The following is a 19779-nucleotide window of genomic DNA, read 5'->3' as shown; positions in this document are numbered from 1 at the left end:
GATGACCACCTTGAAAAGTACCCCGCGCGCCGATGGCTTCTACATGCCGGCCGAGTGGGCGCCGCAAACGCAAACCTGGATGATCTGGCCCGAGCGCCCGGACAACTGGCGTCTGGGCGGCAAGCCGGCGCAAGCCGCACACGCAGCCGTGGCCAAAGCCATTGCCCGTTTCGAACCGGTGACCGTTGCCGTGTCCGCCGGCCAGTATGAAAACGCCCGCGCACGCCTCGACGTGCCGAACATCCGCGTGGTCGAGATGTCCAGCGATGACGCCTGGGTGCGCGACAGCGGCCCGACCTTCGTCATCAACAACAGCGGTGAAGTGCGCGGTGTGAACTGGGACTTCAATGCCTGGGGCGGTTTCGACGGTGGCCTGTACTCGCCGTGGAACCGTGATTCGCAGGTCGGCGGCAAGATCCTCGAGATCGAACGCAGCCCGCGTTACCGCACTGAAGGTTTTGTGCTCGAAGGCGGTTCGATTCACGTCGACGGCGAAGGCACGCTGATCACCACCGAAGAATGCCTGCTCAACCGCAATCGCAATCCGCATCTGGGCCGCGAAGAAATCGAAGCGGTGCTGAGCGCCAACCTGGCTGTGGATAAGATCATCTGGCTGCCGGACGGTCTGTTCAATGATGAAACCGACGGCCATGTGGATAACTTCTGCTGCTATGTGCGTCCGGGCGAAGTATTGCTGGCGTGGACCGACGATCCGCAGGATCCGAACTACCCGCGCTGCCAGGCGGCGATGAACGTGCTGCAAAACAGCACCGATGCCAAGGGTCGCTCGTTCACGGTGCACAAAATGCCGATTCCGGGCCCGCTGTATGCGACCGAAGAAGAATGCGCCGGGGTCGATCCGGTGGACGGTACGCAGGAGCGTAACCCGTCCGTGCGTCTGGCCGGTTCCTACGTGAACTTCCTGATCGTCAACGGCGGCATCATCGCGCCGAGTTTCGACGACCCGATGGACGCCCCGGCCCGGGAAATTCTGCAGAACCTGTTTCCGCAGCACGAAGTGGTGATGGTGCCGGGCCGCGAACTGTTACTGGGGGGCGGCAATATCCACTGCCTTACCCAACAGCAACCCGCGCCGCACAAAGAGTGAGTTGAGTCGTAACAGCTTGAGTTGATTAGCAAATCAGCCGGAAAACGATTAGCTCGCTATGCACTTGCACAAGCCCGCAGCCCGATTGGACTGCGGGCTTTTTTGTATCCGCTTGTCGACAGATCAGAAACCTTGGCATAGCTCTTGTATCCGACAAAGGACACTAGGGAGGGGGGAGAACTTCAACAGTTCTGTCATAAACCTTGGATAACGTAGCCGCTCACGAACGGGGAGAGAGCGCTGAAATGAACGCCGAAGTGAACGTAGTCAGCGAGCGGACTTTGCATCCCATGGCCGTAAACAGCGAATCGCTCCAGATTGTCGCGCACTGGTTGAAATCCAATGGAACGCGTCAGATCAGGGAACCTGATCCGCGCCGGATGATGATCGAGCGTTACCCCGCTGGTCTGTTCAGCGAGGCCGAGCTGGATGCGTTGTGGGCTGTACTGGAAGGATAAGAAAAACAACAGGGATTGGTAAAAGCGCTGCCGGGATGGCAGCGCTTTTTTATGCACGATACAAAAATATTGTAGGAGTGAGCCTGCTCGCGCCTGCAGGTGTTGCGTTGAATCAGAAGGAATACGTGCCGGTCATCACGACGCTGCGCGGTGCACCAGGCTGGATCTGATACTGGCTGGTCGCCGAATCGTAATACTCGCGATCGGTGATGTTGTTCAACGCCGCACGTACATCCCAATCCTTGAAGCGATAACCGGCCAAGGCATCCCAGCGGCCGTAACCCGGCAGCACCGTGGTGTTGGCATTGTCGGCGTAGCGCTGGCCGACCAGGGTCAGACCGGTTTCACCGTACCAGCCCATTTCCGGCTTCCAGGTCAGGAACAGGCTGGCGTTGTGTTTGGCAACGTTGTTGATGCGCTTGCCTTCAAGACCGTTGTTGTCCTTCTCGATCTTCGCGTCCTGCATACCGACGCCGCCGCGCATGTACCAGTGGCCGACGATGTTGCCGGTGGCGGTCAACTCGATACCCCGTGAACGCTGAACGCCGGTCATGATGGTCAGGGTCGGATCGTTCGGATCCGTCGTGCGGCGGTTGTAGAGCTCCAGGTCATAGATTGCCAGCGTGGTACTGAGGCGATCATCGAGCCAGTCACTCTTCACGCCGATCTCTTTCTGTCTGGTCAACTCCGGGCTCAGGTCATTGCTGTTGCCGGCCGCGCCCGGGGTGATGCCGATCAGACCACCGCCCACCGGCGAGAAGGTCTTGGACCAGGACGCGTAGAAGGAGTGATTCTGCAATGGCGTCCAGACCAGGCCCACGCGCGGGCTGGTGCTGTGGCTGTCACGGTCTTCGGAAATGTTGCGCAGCTTGTTGGTCGATTCGATATCGAAAGTGTCGTAGCGCAAGCCGGCGAGCAGTTGCCATTGATCGTTGAGGCGCAGTTGATCCTGCACGTACACCGCGCGGCTTTCGACCTCGGTGTGGCTGTCGCTGGACACCTGCATGCGCCCGGTGTGGCGCAGATTGCGGTCGGGGTTGTTCAGGTCGAGTGCCGGCACTGCGGAACTGCCGGGGCCGGACGTAGCTGCGTTATACAGCGTCGGATCGCGACGCTGGCTGCCGATCTCGATCCCGGTCAGCAGGCGATGCTCGAGCCCGAACGTATCGAATCCACCTTCCAGTTCGACGTTGTTATAGACATTGCGGGTGGTCAGGTCCTGCTGCCAGTGCTGGCGCGTGACCTTGTTGGTTTTCTTGTCGAAACCGGTGAGGTAGGTGTTGTCGAAATCGCTGTCGAGCTTGAACACGCCGAGGGTCTGGCGCAGTTGCCAGTCGTCGTTGATTGCGTAGGTGAGTTTTGAGCGCAGCGATTGGGACTTGTCGTCGATGAAGTCGTGGCCGTTGCCGTAAGTCGTGTCGCGACCGACATCGGCCGGGCGGCCGTTGATGCCGGGGATACCGCGATCCGGGGTGCGGTTGTAGCGGCTGTATTCGTACTGCACCAGCCAGTTCAGGTCGGGCGTCAGTTGCCAGCTCATCGACGGCGCGAACAGTTGGCGGTTGCCACTGACGCCATCGCGGAAACTGTTTTCATCCATGTTGCCCATGTTCAGGCGCAGGCTGAGGTTTTCGCTGGGATCGGTGCTGAGATCGGCGTACAGGCTGCGCAGGTCTTCACTGCCGAGCTGGGCCTCGAGGGTCGAGCGGCGGCCGAATTCCGGCATCTTGCTGACGCGGTTGACGATCCCGCCCTGACTGCCGCGGCCATACAGCACCGCGGCCGGGCCCTTGAGCACTTCGACGCGCTCGATGTTATGCAAATCGCGTTTGTACTGGCTGTCGTCGCGGATGCCGTCCAGGTAGAAGTCGTTGCTGGCGTCGAAACCGCGAATGCGCAGGCTGTCGAAGCGCGTATCGGCGCTGCTGCTGACGTTGGGCATGCCGCTCAAGGCGTCGCCGATGTCATTGGTGCCGTAGTTGGCGACGTTCGACGTCTTGATCGAGTCAATGGCCTGCGGCACGTAGCGCAGCGGGGTCGAGGTGCGAGTCGCAGTGCTGCTGATCTTCACGCGCGGGTCATCGGCCAGTGCTTCGGCGCTGATCGCGGTGGCGGGTAATTCGGTTGCCGCACAGGCGAAACCGCTGGACAGAAAGGCAGAAAGCCCAAGCGTGACGGGCGTAAGACGGAACGGGGCAGGCATTGAAAAGCGCATCCGGAAGGGTGGAAGAATTCGAGTGCGCGAATGGTAATGCTTTGCATTTGCTCTCGTTAATTATTCTTTATAAGTTCCCTTGTCTGATTGTTTCTATTTGTGTCTGCGTCGATACACGCGGAACGCTCGGCCGATTCGACCGATTGGCGAAACAGACTGAAAGCTGTTCCGGCGTTTTTCCGCAACGTCCCGGGAATTAATCTGCCGGCATCGACTTTTTTTGATTTAGCGGAGCTTACCGATGATTCTTCACTACATTTACGACCCCTTATGCGGCTGGTGCTACGGCGCCAAGCCTCTGGTGCAAGCGGCGCAGCAGGTGCTGCCAGTGATTGCCCACGCGGGCGGCATGATGAGCGGCGCCAACCGCCAGAACGTTTCGCCGCAGTTGCGCAATTACGTGATGCCCCATGACCGGCGCATCGCCGAATACACCGGGCAGCCTTTCGGCGAGGCATATTTCGAAGGCTTGCTGCGCGATCACTCGGCCGTCTTCGATTCGACCCCGCCGATCGCTGCCGTGCTGGCGTCCGAGGCCATCGACGGGCGCGGTCTGCAGATGCTTGGCCGCTTGCAGACAGCACACTATGTAGAGGGGCGGCGGATTGCCGATGCGTCGGTGCTTTCGGCGTTGGCGGTCGAGCTGGGTTACGACGCCGAAGACTTCCGCGCAGCATTAAAGTCCGTGGCCACCGAAGCCCATATAAAAGCCACGCGCCAGTTGCTCGCTCAGGTGGGCGGGCAGGGCTTTCCAACGTTTGCCCTGGAACAGGACGGCCAATTCACGTTGCTCGACATCAGTCCCTGGTTGGGCAAGCCGCAGGCGTTTGCCGAATGGTTGGGGCAGGCGGTCGCGGTCGATGGCACGGGCGAGTCCTCGTTGTCCTGCGGCCTCGACGGTTGCGCCTGATCGAGTATTGATTCACTGGCTGGCGGCGTTTCCGTGCAAGGACTCAGCGCAAAATTTACGTTTTTTAGACGTTTTCTGCCTATTTAAAGACGATTCTTGAAATTGACACACTGTTCAGGGCGCGGCTACGATTCGGCCCCAACGCCTGTGGCCAACCGCCATGACTCAAAATAAGGAGCAGGCCCGCCATGACTTTGTTGTGGGCGGGTCTTTTTGTTTCGGGGTGAATACAAGAGTGCAAAAGCGCCGTTTCAGCCGTTCGACACAGCGCGTTTCAACCCGTAATAAGGAAAACAAAATGTTGAACAAGCGGATCAGTCTGATCGCACTGGGGATGTTGAGTGCTACACAGGCCATGGCTAACGACCAGGCCGAGTCCAAGGGTTTTGTTGAAGACAGCAGCCTGAAAGTGCTGCTGCGCAATGCCTACATCAATCGTGATTACAAAGACGGTAACAAAGACAAGGCCGAATGGGGTCAAGCGGCCATCGGCACGTTCTCGTCCGGTTTCACCCAAGGCACCGTTGGTGTGGGTGTTGACGCGTTCGGTCTGTACGCACTGCGTCTGGACGGTGGCAAGGGCCGCAGCGGCGCCGGTGGCATCGACTTCTTCAAGCAAGACAACAGCGGCAACCCGGCTGACGATCTGGCCAAGGGCGGCGCTGCGGTGAAGTTCCGTTTCTCCAATACCGTGCTGACCTACGGTGACCAGATGCCGGCCCTGCCGGTGCTGAACTACGACAATTCGCGTCTGCTGCCGGAAAGCTACACCGGGACCCTGATCACTTCCAAAGAGATCAAAGGCCTGGAACTGAACGCCGGTCGTTTCACCGCCGAATCGCGCAAGAGCGATGAAGGCCGTGACAGCGGTGGCCTGAAGTCGATCAACGTGTTGGGCGGTAGCTACCAGTTCACCGAGCAGTTCAAGGCGGCGCTGTACGCGTCCGACGTCGAAGACGTGCTGAAGAAGCAATACGTGAACGCCAACTACGTGTTCCCGATCGACAAGGATCAGTCGCTGACCCTGGACTTCAACGGCTATCGCACCAAGCTGGACAGCTCCTACGTGCGCGAAAACACCGTGCCTGGCAAAAGCATCGTCACCGGTCAGGACAACAAGATCTGGAGCCTGGCAGCCACCTTCGCCACCGGTCCGCACTCGTTCACCGTGGCGCACCAGCGCTCCACCGGCGACAGCAACCTGGGCTACGCCTACGGCGGCTACCAGAAAGATCAAAACCGTGTTGGTGACGGTGGCAACACCATCTACCTGGCCAACTCCTACTGGTCCGACTTCAACGCTGAAGACGAACGCAGCTGGCAACTGGGCTACGGCCTGGACTTCGGCGCATTCGGCGTACCGGGTCTGAGCTACAACTTCGCTTACGTGCGTGGCGACAACATCACCACTTCCACCAGCGAAGGCGGCACCGAGCGCGAAATCTTCAACCAGTTCAAGTACGTCGTGCAAAGCGGTCCGGCCAAAGACCTGAGCGTGAAGTTGCGCAGCTCGATCCTGCGTGTGTCGCAGAAATCCAGCGAATACAACGTTGGCGGCAACGAAGTGCGTGTGTTCGTGGACTACCCGATCAACATCTTCTGATGTTCGCTACGGTGTAACACACATGAGAAAAACCCCGACTGGCTCGGGGTTTTTTTTGAGCGGTTTTTCGCTGAAAAGCAGGAAAAACCCGTGTTTTTGTCATGTAAAAGTTGTTTTTAAGTCGCTTCAAACGCCGTTTCAATCAGCGCTTTAAATGCCTGAAATTCTTTCTCATGGACGCAAAATCTCCACCTAATAGATTAGGCCGCTCAATGCAGCGGAGATTTTGGTAATGATCGTTTTGAACAGAGAAGTGGGCGAATCGCTACGGCGCGACAAATATGTCAACGTCCAGGGTGGTGACTTCAATCTCTACGGTCATTTCGCCGACTTCGTCAGACTGACCAAAAGTTGGGAAAACATGGAGCCTGACAGTTACTACGGTCAGGCCGAAGCCGGCATGCGTTACCGTCGTTACAGCGACTTTGAGTACAACCCGAAAACCCGCGAGCTGAAGCAACTCGAGCATCGCGCCTACGTGCAGTCCAAAGAAAACAACGCCTACGTTGGCGGCGTGGTTCGCCACTTCCAGGACTTCTCCGATGAAGTGATTACTTCGCCGGTGATGCGCAGCCTGATCGACACTGATTTCGAAGTGTACAAAAGTGTGCTGCCGGAAGAGCTGCACGATGAAATCTGGCAATGCCAGATTCATCAGATCCGCATCGAAATCAAACCCGGCAAGCAACTTGAGATTACGCCGGAAGGGATTCACTGCGACGGTTATCCGTTCAGCGGTGTGCACTTCTGGGGTCGCAACAATGTCGAGGGCGCGGAAAGTCGTTTGTACGACATCCATGAGAATCAATTGGCGTCGACGACCTACAAGGAAATTCTCGACACCACCTACTTCCTCGATCGCGACATGCGCCACTACGTCACGCCGGCCCGCAACACCCACACCCATGCCATGGCGTACCGGCAGATTCTGGCGATCTCCTTCTCGCGGCCCGGGACCGCTTTCGACATTGTTCGCTAATCAGATCACCCCAATCGACGGCGTCGAATGCTCGACGCCGGTGGTGCTGCGACGCGCCACGGCCAAGGATGCGCAGCGCATGGAGCGCTTCTTCCGCCAGTTCGACGAAGTGTCCTTTTGCGAATGGCAGGACGCCAAGTGCCTGCGCGGCGTGTTGATCCAGAAAACCACCACGGCCTATCTGGCCTTCGACGTCGCCGGCGAAATCGTCGGGGCGGTGTTGGGCGGCATGCTCGGCAGTCGCGGCACAATCAACCATCTGGCCGTCAGCCCGCGCTACCGCAGTCAGGGTGTCGGTCAGCGTCTGGTTGAAGCGGCGTCTTCCGACATGAAGCGGGTCGGTGTGCTGCGGATGTTCCTGTTCGTCGATGATGCTAACCTCGCGGGCAAGCGATTCTGGGCTGCCCAGGGTTTTTGCGAACCTCACGGCGAACGGACATTTGAGAGGGATCTATGAATGAAACGTCCGGCAGTGCGCCGCTGATGGTCACCCCTCAGCCGTCGCGCACGTTTGCCGAAGCCAGCCCCGTGGTTGCCGGATACTTCACGGTGTCGTTCGTGTTCGGACTGATGGCCGTCAACGCTGGCCTGCCGATGTGGCTACCGGTGGCGATGTGCTTGTTCGTCTACGCCGGTGCTTCGCAATTCGCGGCGCTGGCACTGATCTCCAGCGGCGCCTCGCTGACCACCATCGTGCTGACCACCTTCCTGATCAACGCGCGACACATGCTGATGTCGGTGTACATGGCCAAGGCCCTGCGCGCCCTCGGTTTGAGCCGCATGGAGCGCTGGGCTTACGCCGGTGGCCTCACTGACGAGTCTTTTGCGTTTCACAGCGTCAAACTCGGCACTGGCGCGCCGGTCAACATCCGTTACCTGATCGGCTTCAACCTGTTCTGCCACACCTCGTGGGTGTTGGGTGGGCTGTTGGGTGCGGTGTGTGCGCAATATGCGTCGCACCTGATCAAATACCAGCTCGACTACGCACTGACCGCGATGATGCTCTACGTGCTGGTGTCGCTGTGCAACACCCGCAACAAACTCATCGCCGCCGCGGCTGCCGTCGTCTGCATGGGCGCGCTGAGCCTGGTCGGCAGTTCGCCGTTCAATGTGTTTATCGCCACGTTTGTGGGCTGCGGAGTGGGTGTATGCCTGACCAAACGTTCCTGATTCTGGTGGTCGCGCTGATGATGGCCGTGACCTTTCTGCCGCGCGCCTTGCCGCTGCAAGTCAACACCGAGCACTGGCCACCCTTCGTGGCGCGGGCGCTGGAATACTTGCCGGTGGCGATCGTCGCTGCGATCAGCCTGACACCCCTGTTGATCAAGGATCAGCACATACAGCTCGATCGCCCGGAATTTTATGCCGCGATTCCGACGCTGTTATGTGCGTATTTCAGCAAAAACCTCTTTCTCAGTGTGGCGGTTGGGACGGCTGCGTACATTGCGCTCGGCTCGTTCATGTAGCGGCAGATCGACGACATCGTTGAGTGCCTGGCTCGACAACTCCGGATTGTTCACCGCCAGGCGCACTTCGAGGAAATCCTCGAACCCGGGGAAAATCGTCAGGCCGTTCTTTTGCGCGGCCTCGCGCGAGACCATGCCGACCGCATCCATCTGCGTGATCAGCGACAACGTCAGGGTTTCGCTGCACGAATAGACCATTCGCTGGCCGTTCTCGTGATTGCCCAGGCCGGCGTCGAGAAAACGCAAAAAACTGTGGGAATACGGACAATCCTCCGCGGGACGTACCTGAAACTTGTTGCCCAGTAACGTCAGTGGATCGTTTTCCTGGCCGCAATGCGCACCGACCACCTGCACCTGCACATCCGGCAGGACGATGCTCGGCAACCCCGGGCGCTGCGGGCCGATCAACACCGCCAGATCGAAGTCCTCATTCTTCAGCTTGCTGAGGTTTTCCATCGACTCGGCGTAGCTGAATTCCATCTGGTAATCGGGAAATACTTCGATCAGGCGTCCGATCATGCGCCGGTTGAAGTCAGCCGATAACGTGTTGTTCAACGCGACCTTCAAGGGGCGCTGGCCTGGCACCTTGAGTGCCTCGACTTTTTCTTCCATCTGTCGCGTGGCGATCAGCACTCTGTCCATATACGGCGTGAGCTCGGTGCCTTGCGGCGTCAGCGTCAGACCTTTGTTGGAACGTCGAAACAAGCGGAAACCGAACTGCTCTTCGACCTTGTTCAACTGCGCGGCCAACGCCTGCACAGTCAGGCACGAATGCTCGGCTGCGGCCGACAAGGAGCCGGTCTGCACGATGCGCATGAGGTTGCGTAAGGTTCTGCTATCCATGGGTAATGCCCTCTGAAGTGGGCTGGGTATTGTTGTTTACGAGACTGCCGATCCGGCGCCATATGCCGGCTATATTCCTGTACCTGAGCATAGTTGTCGCGGATTTAGTAGCGAATTGATGTCCCTGCCGATGGCTGGAAGCTGACACAGGATCGGGATTTTTGGTGACATGGGGGTGATTGGGGTCAAGAAAAGTGCCCTACTTGGAAGAGTCGGGCAGATGTTTATGCCTCCGGACTACAGCATTTCGAGTTGTTTCCCACGCCGAAACGCCACTATTTTTCACCGTTGTCGGAAGCCTCCTATAGAACAGAGCGAACGGGCTGATTTACCTCCAAACCACAAGTAGCTGAAATATCGGGCAGTTATTTTCGGGACGTTTAGTCCGAGGCCATGGATATCCAGGCAATGCCGGCATCCGCGAAGCTAGCGAGTCGATGCCATGAGTTTGCAGGGGAGCAGGGCGTTACCCGACCAACAAAACTGGAAAGATCTGGGGTTACCGGATATTCGCGATATTGACCCCAGGCTTCTGACTTCTGCGGTCAGAGAGCTTCCAGGTGCGTCGAGCCTCAATGCAGCGTGGGAGCAAGTTGCCAACGGCTTCGGACTTGATCCCGGTCATGACGCTGTTCTGATCGAAACACCTTATGCGCCGATTTTAGTGAAGCGTGAACATTTGCGTCACACGGTGGAAAAGCGCTCGAATGCCCGTGAACGATTCACCGAATTTGCCCGAGATACCCTGACGAAGCCGTTAGAGATATGGCGGGTTTCCTACGATGATGCCTCGTTCAGACTTTCCTTCATCGGTGCTTACAACGCGAGATATCAGATGCTGGTGGTGATTCATGTTGAGCACGGCAACGTACTCTGGAATTTTATGAACTGTGAAAAGAAAGGCCTTAACAAGCATCGGCATGGTGATCTGTTATATCGACGTTACCGATAGCTCAAACAAAAAAAGGCAGCCTTCTCAGGCTGCCCTTCACGTGAATGTGCTTGATATTGTGCTCCCTCAAGCAGGGGAGAAGAGGTCTCACCCGAGCGCTGATTTTCAGGTCATCAACGGGGTTCCTAACGCCGACTATCGCCACCTGAAGGCAGTCGGTTTCGCGCTCTTGAGCAAGATTCTCTGCCACGGAACATTGAAGTGTCAACCGGAGGTTTGAGGGTTTTTGTTCGTATACGAATAAATTTATTGGAAATGTTCAGATGTGTACTAAGCTCAGTTTGCGGACCAGCTAAGAAGGACGAAGATGCCTACCTCATCCCCAGCCCTAACCCCGCGTGAACAACTCGACGTCCCCGAAGCCGGGCGTGTTGCGTTGAAGTTCTTTTTCAACCTGATGGAGCGCTGGGGCTGCAACGCCGAGCAACAGCGCACGTTGCTGGGCGGCGTCGGCAACACCACGTTCTACAAGTACAAACACCTGCCGCCGAACATTCGCCTGCCACATGACACGCTGGAGCGCATCTCCTATCTGATGGGGATTCACAAGGCCTTGAGCATCATCTTCAGCAACAGCCGCGAGCGCGCCTACACCTGGGTCAGCAGCCCAAATACGGCTGCGCCATTCAATGGCCGAACGGCGCTGGATTACATGCTGGCGGGCAGGGTGGTCGACATCGCCGACGTGCGCCGCTACCTCGACGGGGTACGCGGTTGAAGGCCCCACCGCTGGCCGAGCCGCAATGGCCCAAGGCCTATCGGATCGTGAACAGCAGCTTCCCGCCGATTGCGCTGTTCGAAGACGTGCTCGATCCCGAAGACCTGGAAATCGCCTACGCGCTGGAAGCGCTGACCAACGATCGCCTGATCGAACAGGCCGGCGTCCTCGCCCGCGTGCGCCCCGAAGACCGACTCTCCGGTCCCGGTTCAACCCCGGTGATGGCGGCGTTTACCCACATCGGCAAAAGCAGCCGTTTCACCGACGGCACCTTCGGCGTCTACTACGCCGCCAGCAGCCAGGCCGCCGCTATTGCCGAAACCTGCTATCACCAGGAACGGTTTCTCGCGGCCACCCACGAAGCGGATCTTGAGTTGACCCTGCGTACTTACGTCAATCGAGTGGTCAAGCCACTGCACGATGTGCGTCACGACTTTCCCGATTTGCATCAACCCGATCCAGACGCCTACGGCCCATCCCAGGCGTTTGCCCGACAACTGCGCGACTCTGAATCCTGGGGCCTGCTCTACAACAGCGTCCGTCTGCCGGGCCACGAATGTGTCGCCGCGTTCCGGCCGCCGGCGGTGTCGATTCCGAAACAGGGCAAGCATCTGCGTTATGTGTGGAGTGCGAGCCAGCGCAGGATTTCGTTTGTGTTTGAGATCAGTCAGGTTTGAAGCACGAGGCGCTACACGTTTGATCGACAGGCCGATCGCAGCCGACCTTGAGCAACTGAAGGAAAAAAGGCAGAGATGCTCAATGAACTGCAGCAACTCCAGAAGGACTTGCTGGAATCTATAAGTCAGATGAAGGCCGGAAAGGCTGGACGTGTCACCGCGGTGCCGCGCCCTGCACCGGCAGAAGCACTTCATCCGTGGACGAGCCATCCAGATTAACGACAATTTGGTAGTACACAGCCGTTAGAGGCAATGTGGACGTAATGTGGACGTTCCAGAAACAACAAAGCCCCTGCATTTCTGCAGGGGCTTTGTTTTGTATGGTGCCGGCACCAGGAGTCGAACCCGGGACCTACTGATTACAAGTCAGTTGCTCTACCAACTGAGCTATACCGGCGTGTGGGCGACGATTATAGCGATTGGGTTGGTTCTGTAAACCCCTGAATTCAGACTATTTTTGCGCCGGGTCGGATCAGGCCCGGCGCAGGACGTTGCGTAGCGTGTGCAGGGCGCGCCAGGTGCGGCTGTTCTGCATGGCGAGAAGCTGGGCTTCGGCGCGCTCGGCGCGTTGTATGGCGGCGTTGATTTGTTTGCGGGCGTCGGCTTCGCCGGGGCTGACGGGGTGGGCGAAGAGGTGGCCGAAGCACAGCTGGAAGTTGTCGAGGTTGCAGGGTGGGAGGTCGAAGGCGGGCTTGAGGTTCAGGTGTTCTTCGGCGAGGAACCACGTGTTGAGGCCATCGAACAGGAACGATTGATAGCCGGCATCAGTGACCAGGTGTTCCCAGGTGTGGTCGCGTTCGAACGGGGTTTCGATGATGAGGATCCACGGGCGGAAGCGGCTGAAGTCCATGCCGCGCAGCACGGTTTCTTCGTGGCCTTCGACGTCGATTTTCAGGAAGTGGATGTCCCGGTCGGCGGCGTGTTCTTCGCAGATTGATGTCAGGGTGCGGGCTTTTACCGTCAGGCTCTGTACTTCGAGGCCGGCATCCTTGCGCTCCTGAGCGACCAGCGGGTCGGCGGTGGACAGGCCGGTGTCAGGGATGGCGTAGAACGTCACTTCGCCGGGCGTATCACTGGCAATGCATTGCAGGGTTGTGTCGCGCGGGCGCTGTTGGCACAGGGCATCGTGGTAGTTTTGCATCGGCTCGATGTTGACGCCGCTCCAGCCGCGGTCATAGAAGGCTTTGGTCACCGAGTCGTGAACCGGATCATTGGCGCCGACATCGATATAGAAGCCGTTTTCAAAGAACTTGAACGCACGCCACAGGCGAATATCCTCGAAGTTCTGTGCGTATGAAATGAAAGTCACGGTCACTCCCTGCTGGTCGGATTGTTCTTGTTCGTCTGTGTGCTGCCTGCACGGTGTGAGCCTGTATAACAAGGGTGAAGGGCAGGCGCAATTTCCCGCTGAAACGGTCCGTGATTCGGCGGTTATGTCATTTCGATCTGAGGCTTATGCACAACGGGAAGCAGCGTAGCGTGGTGTGGCGGGGATTTTGTGGACGCGTTCTCATTTTGTTCGCAAATCCCTGTTTTACAGGTTTTTTATTTATGTGAACAAAAAATGACCAGTGTCGTTAAGGCGACGAAACAGGCGCAGATATTGGATCCACGGCAAATCCATCAACAGAGTTATCCACAGGCTGTAACGTTTTAAGCGCGTTCGGCGAGCAGCAGTAAGTTACGCGGTGTGAGTGAGGTGTCGCAAAAGGTGCCGAGGCGTACGACGTATCCCTGTTCGAGGAGGAAAAGTGCCCGATCCAGATTCAGCCAAAGCTCCAGTGGTCGTCGGAACAATCCGCGAAGCAATTCAAGGTTGCGAACTTCGGCCAACCGCTGCCAGCTGGCGGCTTCGAGTGTCGACCAATCTGGCGAGCCGATTGTGGATAACTCTTTCAGCGCTGCCAGATCGCGGCAGTAATCGGCGAAGGTTTTGTCCAACCAGGCGCTGGGCAGGGACGGGGTGGGCAGGTATTCGTCAATTCCACGTACTTGCCGTTGCAGCAAATCGAAAGCCAAGCGCCGGGCCATGGAGGTGTCACGCTGACGTCGGACCCGTGCACCGGCGGTGACAGTTTCGCTCATGGGTAGAGCCAGATCTTCCAGCGAGAGCTGTAGGGCGGATCGCAAACCGACGGAGGACAATGCCTGATACTCGCTGCGACTGATGCGGTTGTAACAGCAAGGCGCGATCGCCATTTGCTGGCAGCCGGCAGCACTGGCCAGTTGCATCAAGCGCACATGCAGATCGCCGCAGGCGTGGAGGGCGGCGGGTGTGTGGGCAGCGCTCAATACACCTGAAACATTCGCTGCCAACACATCCTGCTCGACATGCAGCACGTGTAAATGATGGCGCTGACTCAACGCCTGACCACTGGCGACCAATGCCGGATCGTATTCAATGCAGGTCAACTGTTGGCCATCACTCAATAACCGTCGGCCCAAATGCCCCTTGCCGGAACACCAATCGAGCCAGTGCGTCGGTTGCGAGGAAAAAGACAGACGACTGGCAAACGCTTCAATCTGCTGCCACTTGCGCCCCGGTACATCGACATTCAAGCGATGTACCGCAGCTTCCAGCGCATGCCCCGGCAACTGACCGACAGCGCTCAGCTCAGCCGATATCGCTGCCAATGAAGCAAATGGCTCCGGCGCTTCGGCAAGATCAGCAGGTTGGTTGTGTGCGTTTTCTGCATCGTCCAGCGACCGTCCTCGTAGCCACAAGGCCAACTTAGGGTAGGACGCTTCCCATGGAAGCTGCAGATGAGTGAACGGACGAGGTTTCCACAGCACCTGATGCTCAATCAAAAAAGCATCCAGCGCGGTGAAGCGGGCGAGTAACTCCTCGCCCGTCAGCACACAAGAGGAATCAACGCCCTTGGCAGGCATCGACGCGCAACCATCGCTCCAGCTGTTTGAATGCCTGAACGAGAACAAACGACATCAGCAGGTAAATGACGCCTGCGGTGAAGAACATATCCACGTGGAGGTAGTTGCGGGCAATGATCGTGCGGGTAATGCCGGTGAGTTCGAGCAAGGTCACCGTGCTCGCCAGAGAACTGGCCTTCAACATCAGGATGACTTCGTTGCTGTAGGCCGGCAGGCCGATGCGCGCGGCGCGCGGCAGGACGATATAGAACAATGCCTTGGCCTTGGACATGCCCAGTGCACGCGCGGCTTCGATCTCGCCCGGCGGGATCGCTTGAATGGCGCCACGCAGGATTTCGGCGATATAGGCGGCAGTATGCAGGGTCATCGTGGCGACAGCGCACCAGAAGGGTTCTCGCAAATACGGCCACATGAAACTGTCGCGTACGGCGTCGAACTGAGCCAGGCCGTAGTAGACCAGAAACAGTTGTACGAGCAACGGAGTGCCACGAAAGAAAAAGATGTAAGCGTAAGGAAATGCGCGAACAAACCAGAACTTCGAGGAGCGCGCGATGCCCAGGGGGATCGCCAGCAACAACCCGAGAATAACGGCGATGCCCACCAGTTCGAGTGTCAGGACGGCGCCCTGAAAGAACTTCGGCAGCCACTTATAGATGACTTCCCATTCCATTACGTCGTCCTCACGAAGCCACGGGCGGCGCGTTTTTCCATGAAGTGCATGGTGGCCATCGCCAGTATGGTCAGGCCCAGATACATGACGGCTGCGACCAGATAGAAGGTGAATGGATGCTTGGCGAAGGTCACGGCGTTCTGCGCATTGCGCATGATTTCTTCCAGGCCGATGACCGACACCAGAGCGGTGTCTTTCATCAGGATCATGAACAGATTGCCCAGGCCGGGCAGGGCGATGCGCCACATCTGCGGCATGATCAACCGGGTGAAGATCCGCCATTTCGACAGGCCCAGGGCCTGACCGGCCTCACGGTGTCCTTTCGGAATGGCCAGGATGGCGCCACGAAATACCTCCGTGGCATAGGCGCCAAAGCACAGTCCGAGTGCGGTTACGCCCGCCACAAAGGGGCTTAGCGCCAGGTCTGGATTGCCAAAGTATTCGCCAATGGCGTTCATCGTCTTGACGGTGCCGAGGTAGATCAGCAGCACCCAAAGCAATTCCGGGACGCCACGCACCAGGGTCGAATACGTGCCGCCAAGCCACTGCAGCGGCTTGTACGGGGATGTCTTGGCCAAGGCGCCGAGCAGACCGAGTACCAGTCCCAGGCACAGGGCCGTCAGCGCCAGTTTGACGGTCATCAGCGCACCGGCGGCGAGGGCCGGGCCGAATCCGTAGAGGTCGATAATCATGGATTTCTTTTCAAATCGCGGCAGGCAAGGCCGGGAGTCGGCGCCGTCGAATCACGGCGCCGGTCCCGCAGGTCAGATCAGTAGATGCTGAACGGGAAGTACTTGTCGTTGATCTTCTTGTAGGTACCGTCGGCGACGATTTCCTTCAGGGCGGCGTTCAGCTTCTCACGCAGCGGATCGCCTTTACGTACAGCGATGCCGATCTTGTCGCTTTCCACGACCGGGTCGCCCTTGAACTCGTAGGCTTTGCCAGCATCGGTTTTCAGCCAGTCGTAGTTGGCGTACTTGTCGGCGAGGATCGCGTCGACACGACCGGAGGTCAGGTCGAGGTAGGCGTTTTCCTGGGTGTCATAGAGTTTGACGTTGAGATCGCTGCCGTAGTTGTCTTCCAGCCAGGTGCCGGCCAGCGTGGCGCGCTGGGTACCGATGGACTTGCCCTTCAGCGAGTCCTTGTCGGTTTTGAAGTCGACGTTTTTCGGTGCAATGAACTGCAGCTTGTTCGAGTAGTACGGGTCGGTGAAATCCACCGCGCCCTTGCGCTCGTCGGTGATCGACAGCGAGGAGATCAGGAAGTCGAACTTCTTCGCGTTCAGAGCCGGGATGATGCCGTCCCAGTCGGAAGTGACTACGGTGCACTCGACTTTCATCTTCGCGCACAGGGCGTCGCCGATGTCTTTGTCGAAGCCGACCACGTTGCCGCTGGCGTCTTTGTTGTTGAACGGCGGGTAAGCCGCTTCGATGCCCATCTTCATGGTCTCGGCCATGGCACCGGCGCTGAACGCGAGGGTGACGGCGGCGGCCAGGAAGACCTTTTTAAAATTCTGCATGCATGTTGCTCCGTTAGCGGTTGCTGGACATGAATTGTTTGCAGCGCGCCGAAAGCGGGTTTTCGAACACCTGCTGAGGCGATCCTTGCTCTTCTATAAGGCCCTGATGAAGGAACACCACTTCGCTGGAGACCTGACGGGCGAAACCCATTTCGTGGGTCACGAGCAGCATGGTGCGGCCTTCTTCGGCCAGTGCGCGGATGACACTAAGTACTTCCTGAACCATTTCCGGGTCAAGGGCGGAGGTGGGCTCGTCGAACAGAATCACCTTCGGCTGCATCGCCAGGGTGCGGGCGATGGCCGCGCGTTGCTGCTGACCACCGGACAGCTGCGACGGATACGCGTGGCGCTTGTCGGCGATGCCGACCTTGGCCAGCAGTGCTTCGGCGACTTCGATCGCTTCGGCCTTGCTCTGGCCGAGTACGCGGCGCGGGGCTTCGATGATGTTGTCGAGCACGCTCATGTGCGGCCACAGATTAAAGTTTTGAAACACAAAACCAATCTCGGAACGCAGGCGATTGATCTGCTTGCCATCAGCGGCAACCAGTTCGCCATTTTTGGCGGGCTTGAGCTTGAGTTCTTCACCCGCCACCAGAATCTGGCCCTGGTGCGGGTTTTCCAACAGGTTGATGCAACGCAGGAACGTGGACTTGCCGGAACCGGAGGAACCGAGGATCGAGATCACATCGCCGTCGCGGGCGGTCAGCGAGATGCCTTTGAGCACCTCAAGCTGTCCGTAGCGTTTGTGCAAGTTGCGGATTTCAAGCGCGGGCGTGGCCTCAGCCATGTGCGTTCCTCATATATGTTGCGCTCCTGCTGTTGGCGGGCCTTCCTGGCGAGGCGGCCAAGCTAGCATAGCGTTTCAATGGCAGCCAACAGCGCTACGAGCGGTAAGCGGATGGCGTGTGGCAGGTTGTCGCATCGGCACAGCAGACTGTCGCCCCATCAACAACCGAACGGGTGTTTGATCGTGCAAACCTTTGGGCGTCGCGTAAAAAAAGGCGCGATGTTGCCAGCTTTGGCGGGGTGTTGGAAGCGCTATCCGGCCGAACGTTCCTCAATTGCCCTTTTATTGTGCATCCCACACTTTTTCAGTGTGTTTCTGGTGCGCTGTTTCGTTTGAAAAGTGAGTCGCAGGGTAACGCTCTGGCGGATTGCCATTAAATCCAAGGACTTGCGATGACTGTCCGGTCGCGCGCAAAGCCGCAGCACAGAAGATTTTGAAACATTTTGGCGCAAAACTTGCGTGCAGAATAAGGAACGCCCCGTTGGTTTCTTTTTACGAGAAAGAAAATGCCAGACGGGCCGGACGCAATCGCTTTCCTTGCAAAGGTAGTTTCGATGAGCAGTACCCCAAGCTCCAATAGCCTCGAACAGGGGCTCAAACCGCGTCATGTGACCATGTTGTCGATCGCCGGTGTAATCGGCGCCGGTCTGTTCGTTGGCTCCGGCCACGCCATCGCTGCCGCCGGCCCTGCCGTGCTGCTGGCCTACGCCGCCGCCGGCACCCTGGTGGTTTTAGTGATGCGCATGCTCGGCGAAATGGCCGTTGCCTCGCCGGACACTGGCTCCTTCTCGACGTACGCCGACCGTGCCATCGGGCACTGGGCCGGTTTCACCATCGGCTGGCTGTACTGGTGGTTCTGGGTCTTGGTGATTCCACTGGAAGCCAACGCCGCCGCAACCATCCTGCACGCGTGGTTCCCTGATGTCGGCATCTGGGCGTTCGCGCTGGTCATCACCCTGTTGTTGACCGTCACCAACCTGTTCAGCGTAAAGAATTACGGCGAGTTCGAATTCTGGTTCGCACTGATCAAAGTGCTGGCAATCATCGGCTTCATCATCCTCGGTCTGGCGGCGATCTTCGGCTACTTGCCGAACAGCCAGGTCAGCGGTGTTTCGCATCTGTTCGATTCCGGCGGCTTCCTGCCCAACGGCATGGGCGCGGTACTGGGCGCGATCCTGACTACCATGTTCTCGTTCATGGGTACCGAAATCGTGACCATCGCGGCCGCGGAGTCGAAGAACCCGGGCAAGCAGATCTCCAAGGCCACCAACTCGGTGATCTGGCGGATCGGTCTGTTCTACCTCGTGTCGATCTTCATCGTCGTGGCCCTGGTGCCGTGGAACGATCCTACGCTGGCTAACCTGGGCTCCTACCAGACTGTGCTTGAGCGTATGGGCATCCCGAACGCCAAAATGATCGTCGACATCGTGGTGCTGGTAGCTGTAACCAGTTGCCTGAACTCGGCGCTGTACACCTCGTCGCGGATGCTGTTCTCCCTCGGCAAGCGTGGCGACGCCCCGGCCATGTCGACCCGCACCAATAAAAGCGGTACGCCTTACTGGGCGGTCATGCTGTCTACTGGCGCAGCGTTCCTGTGCACCTTCGCCAACTATGTTGCACCGGCTGCGGTGTTCGAGTTCCTGCTGGCCAGTTCCGGCGCCATTGCGCTGCTGGTGTACCTGGTGATCGCGTTCTCGCAACTGCGTATGCGCAAACAGCGCATGGCCCGTGGCGAGAAAATCGTCTTCAGCATGTGGCTGTTCCCGGGCCTGACCTACGCGGTGATCATCTTTATCGTCGCGGCCCTGACCATCATGCTGTTCCAGGAAGCGCACCGCGTGGAAATCCTCGCGACCGGCCTGCTGAGCCTGTTGGTGGTGGCTGCCGGCCTGCTGGTGGCCCGCCGTCGCAAGCTGGAAAAACGTGGTGCGGTGGTGCTCAACTGATCCGTAGCGCGTAATGCAAAACGGCCGCTGTCAGTGATG

General features: G+C 58.3%; 20 protein-coding genes and 1 tRNA gene. 12 read left to right on the top strand and 9 right to left on the bottom strand.

From position 1 onward, the window contains the following. Position 1 precedes the first annotated feature (1 nt). Together aguA and PseuLF5_RS19735 are read left to right on the top strand one after the other, a co-directional pair. Positions 2 to 1108, top strand: a complete 1107-nt coding sequence (gene aguA, locus PseuLF5_RS19740; protein WP_123470591.1) for an agmatine deiminase — start codon at positions 2 to 4, stop codon at positions 1106 to 1108. A gap of 245 nt (positions 1109 to 1353) precedes the next feature. Further along, entirely contained in the window at positions 1354 to 1566 is a 213-nt protein-coding gene (locus tag PseuLF5_RS19735; RefSeq protein WP_123470593.1) for a hypothetical protein, read from the top strand. 112 nt (positions 1567 to 1678) lie between these two features. Here PseuLF5_RS19735 and PseuLF5_RS19730 read toward each other — a convergent pair whose 3' ends face one another. After that, complete coding sequence (locus PseuLF5_RS19730) at positions 1679 to 3769, bottom strand: TonB-dependent receptor (RefSeq protein ID WP_267805635.1); 2091 nt, start codon at positions 3767 to 3769, stop codon at positions 1679 to 1681. A gap of 253 nt (positions 3770 to 4022) precedes the next feature. On the opposite strand from PseuLF5_RS19730, the gene PseuLF5_RS19725 reads away from it, so the two are divergent. From PseuLF5_RS19725 to PseuLF5_RS19700, 6 genes are all read left to right on the top strand, one after another. Next, the gene (locus tag PseuLF5_RS19725; protein ID WP_340134431.1) at positions 4023 to 4691 is read left to right on the top strand and encodes a DsbA family protein; all 669 of its coding nucleotides are present in this window, start codon (positions 4023 to 4025) and stop codon (positions 4689 to 4691) included. Positions 4692 to 4989: 298 nt separating this feature from the next. Beyond that, on the top strand, positions 4990 to 6294 hold the full coding sequence (locus tag PseuLF5_RS19720; RefSeq protein ID WP_336348023.1) for an OprD family porin: 1305 nt from the start codon (positions 4990 to 4992) through the stop codon (positions 6292 to 6294). A gap of 232 nt (positions 6295 to 6526) precedes the next feature. Beyond that, positions 6527 to 7273 (top strand): 2OG-Fe dioxygenase family protein, encoded by a 747-nt coding sequence (locus tag PseuLF5_RS19715; RefSeq protein ID WP_123470600.1) that lies wholly within the window; start codon positions 6527 to 6529, stop codon positions 7271 to 7273. 79 nt (positions 7274 to 7352) lie between these two features. Further along, positions 7353 to 7730, top strand: coding sequence for a GNAT family N-acetyltransferase (locus tag PseuLF5_RS19710; RefSeq protein ID WP_016986309.1), 378 nt, complete (start codon positions 7353 to 7355; stop codon positions 7728 to 7730). Next, positions 7727 to 8443: an AzlC family ABC transporter permease gene (locus PseuLF5_RS19705; RefSeq protein WP_123470601.1), complete on the top strand. Its 717-nt coding sequence runs from the start codon at positions 7727 to 7729 to the stop codon at positions 8441 to 8443. Before PseuLF5_RS19710 ends, PseuLF5_RS19705 begins: the two co-directional genes overlap by 4 nt. Further along, complete coding sequence (locus tag PseuLF5_RS19700; RefSeq protein WP_007952614.1) at positions 8422 to 8739, top strand: AzlD domain-containing protein; 318 nt, start codon at positions 8422 to 8424, stop codon at positions 8737 to 8739. The genes PseuLF5_RS19705 and PseuLF5_RS19700 overlap by 22 nt, the downstream gene beginning before the upstream one ends. Here the strand turns inward: PseuLF5_RS19700 and PseuLF5_RS19695 are convergent. Further along, positions 8656 to 9582 (bottom strand): LysR family transcriptional regulator, encoded by a 927-nt coding sequence (locus PseuLF5_RS19695; RefSeq protein ID WP_123470603.1) that lies wholly within the window; start codon positions 9580 to 9582, stop codon positions 8656 to 8658. The two genes, PseuLF5_RS19700 and PseuLF5_RS19695, sit on opposite strands and share 84 nt — an antisense overlap. A gap of 442 nt (positions 9583 to 10024) precedes the next feature. Here PseuLF5_RS19695 and PseuLF5_RS19690 point away from each other — a divergent pair, with 442 nt between their 5' ends. The 3 genes from PseuLF5_RS19690 (at position 10025) to PseuLF5_RS19680 (ending at position 11929) form a co-directional block, all read left to right on the top strand. After that, positions 10025 to 10534 (top strand): PBECR2 nuclease fold domain-containing protein, encoded by a 510-nt coding sequence (locus PseuLF5_RS19690; RefSeq protein WP_222833872.1) that lies wholly within the window; start codon positions 10025 to 10027, stop codon positions 10532 to 10534. A gap of 307 nt (positions 10535 to 10841) precedes the next feature. Further along, entirely contained in the window at positions 10842 to 11252 is a 411-nt protein-coding gene (locus PseuLF5_RS19685) for an MbcA/ParS/Xre antitoxin family protein (RefSeq protein ID WP_007961687.1), read from the top strand. Next, a complete protein-coding gene (locus PseuLF5_RS19680; protein WP_340134425.1) occupies positions 11249 to 11929 on the top strand; it encodes an RES family NAD+ phosphorylase in 681 nt (226 codons plus the stop codon). Before PseuLF5_RS19685 ends, PseuLF5_RS19680 begins: the two co-directional genes overlap by 4 nt. Positions 11930 to 12250: 321 nt before the next feature. Here the strand turns inward: PseuLF5_RS19680 and PseuLF5_RS19670 are convergent. From PseuLF5_RS19670 to PseuLF5_RS19640, 7 genes are all read right to left on the bottom strand, one after another. Continuing rightward, positions 12251 to 12326: transfer RNA gene (locus PseuLF5_RS19670), tRNA-Thr, on the bottom strand. Between the two features lie 75 nt (positions 12327 to 12401). Next, positions 12402 to 13238 carry an FkbM family methyltransferase gene (locus tag PseuLF5_RS19665; protein ID WP_123470612.1) on the bottom strand — a complete coding sequence of 279 codons (837 nt, stop codon included), beginning with the start codon at positions 13236 to 13238 and terminating at the stop codon, positions 12402 to 12404. 344 nt (positions 13239 to 13582) lie between these two features. After that, entirely contained in the window at positions 13583 to 14818 is a 1236-nt protein-coding gene (locus PseuLF5_RS19660) for a methyltransferase (protein ID WP_340134423.1), read from the bottom strand. Next, the gene (locus tag PseuLF5_RS19655) at positions 14799 to 15488 is read right to left on the bottom strand and encodes an ABC transporter permease (protein ID WP_340134421.1); all 690 of its coding nucleotides are present in this window, start codon (positions 15486 to 15488) and stop codon (positions 14799 to 14801) included. Before PseuLF5_RS19655 ends, PseuLF5_RS19660 begins: the two co-directional genes overlap by 20 nt. Next, positions 15488 to 16180 carry an ABC transporter permease gene (locus PseuLF5_RS19650; protein WP_128614610.1) on the bottom strand — a complete coding sequence of 231 codons (693 nt, stop codon included), beginning with the start codon at positions 16178 to 16180 and terminating at the stop codon, positions 15488 to 15490. The genes PseuLF5_RS19655 and PseuLF5_RS19650 overlap by 1 nt, the downstream gene beginning before the upstream one ends. A gap of 77 nt (positions 16181 to 16257) precedes the next feature. Then, positions 16258 to 17007, bottom strand: coding sequence for an ABC transporter substrate-binding protein (locus PseuLF5_RS19645; RefSeq protein ID WP_186748400.1), 750 nt, complete (start codon positions 17005 to 17007; stop codon positions 16258 to 16260). Positions 17008 to 17020: 13 nt separating this feature from the next. Next, positions 17021 to 17794 (bottom strand): ABC transporter ATP-binding protein, encoded by a 774-nt coding sequence (locus PseuLF5_RS19640; protein WP_128614608.1) that lies wholly within the window; start codon positions 17792 to 17794, stop codon positions 17021 to 17023. Positions 17795 to 18348: 554 nt separating this feature from the next. Between PseuLF5_RS19640 and gabP the strand changes: the two genes are divergently transcribed. Continuing rightward, complete coding sequence (gabP, locus tag PseuLF5_RS19635) at positions 18349 to 19740, top strand: GABA permease (RefSeq protein WP_340134418.1); 1392 nt, start codon at positions 18349 to 18351, stop codon at positions 19738 to 19740. Positions 19741 to 19779 lie beyond the last annotated feature (39 nt).

Source organism: Pseudomonas sp. LF-5 (assembly GCF_037626295.1).
Taxonomy (GTDB): domain Bacteria; phylum Pseudomonadota; class Gammaproteobacteria; order Pseudomonadales; family Pseudomonadaceae; genus Aquipseudomonas; species Aquipseudomonas monsensis.
This window is presented reverse-complemented; position numbering and strand designations above follow the sequence as displayed.

Excerpts from the sequence above, each read along its gene's own strand:
- PseuLF5_RS19650 (WP_128614610.1), bottom strand. The coding sequence starts at position 16,180 with ATGATTATCGACCTCTACGGATTCGGCCCGGCCCTCGCCGCCGGTGCG.
- aguA (WP_123470591.1), top strand. The coding sequence starts at position 2 with ATGACCACCTTGAAAAGTACCCCGCGCGCCGATGGCTTCTACATGCCG.
- PseuLF5_RS19725 (WP_340134431.1), top strand. The coding sequence starts at position 4,023 with ATGATTCTTCACTACATTTACGACCCCTTATGCGGCTGGTGCTACGGC.
- PseuLF5_RS19695 (WP_123470603.1), bottom strand. The coding sequence starts at position 9,582 with ATGGATAGCAGAACCTTACGCAACCTCATGCGCATCGTGCAGACCGGC.
- PseuLF5_RS19645 (WP_186748400.1), bottom strand. The coding sequence starts at position 17,007 with ATGCAGAATTTTAAAAAGGTCTTCCTGGCCGCCGCCGTCACCCTCGCG.
- PseuLF5_RS19705 (WP_123470601.1), top strand. The coding sequence starts at position 7,727 with ATGAATGAAACGTCCGGCAGTGCGCCGCTGATGGTCACCCCTCAGCCG.
- PseuLF5_RS19710 (WP_016986309.1), top strand. The coding sequence starts at position 7,353 with ATGGAGCGCTTCTTCCGCCAGTTCGACGAAGTGTCCTTTTGCGAATGG.
- PseuLF5_RS19700 (WP_007952614.1), top strand. The coding sequence starts at position 8,422 with ATGCCTGACCAAACGTTCCTGATTCTGGTGGTCGCGCTGATGATGGCC.
- PseuLF5_RS19685 (WP_007961687.1), top strand. The coding sequence starts at position 10,842 with ATGCCTACCTCATCCCCAGCCCTAACCCCGCGTGAACAACTCGACGTC.
- PseuLF5_RS19660 (WP_340134423.1), bottom strand. The coding sequence starts at position 14,818 with ATGCCTGCCAAGGGCGTTGATTCCTCTTGTGTGCTGACGGGCGAGGAG.
- gabP (WP_340134418.1), top strand. The coding sequence starts at position 18,349 with ATGAGCAGTACCCCAAGCTCCAATAGCCTCGAACAGGGGCTCAAACCG.
- PseuLF5_RS19735 (WP_123470593.1), top strand. The coding sequence starts at position 1,354 with ATGAACGCCGAAGTGAACGTAGTCAGCGAGCGGACTTTGCATCCCATG.
- PseuLF5_RS19720 (WP_336348023.1), top strand. The coding sequence starts at position 4,990 with ATGTTGAACAAGCGGATCAGTCTGATCGCACTGGGGATGTTGAGTGCT.
- PseuLF5_RS19715 (WP_123470600.1), top strand. The coding sequence starts at position 6,527 with ATGATCGTTTTGAACAGAGAAGTGGGCGAATCGCTACGGCGCGACAAA.
- PseuLF5_RS19730 (WP_267805635.1), bottom strand. The coding sequence starts at position 3,769 with ATGCCTGCCCCGTTCCGTCTTACGCCCGTCACGCTTGGGCTTTCTGCC.
- PseuLF5_RS19690 (WP_222833872.1), top strand. The coding sequence starts at position 10,025 with ATGAGTTTGCAGGGGAGCAGGGCGTTACCCGACCAACAAAACTGGAAA.
- PseuLF5_RS19640 (WP_128614608.1), bottom strand. The coding sequence starts at position 17,794 with ATGGCTGAGGCCACGCCCGCGCTTGAAATCCGCAACTTGCACAAACGC.
- PseuLF5_RS19655 (WP_340134421.1), bottom strand. The coding sequence starts at position 15,488 with ATGGAATGGGAAGTCATCTATAAGTGGCTGCCGAAGTTCTTTCAGGGC.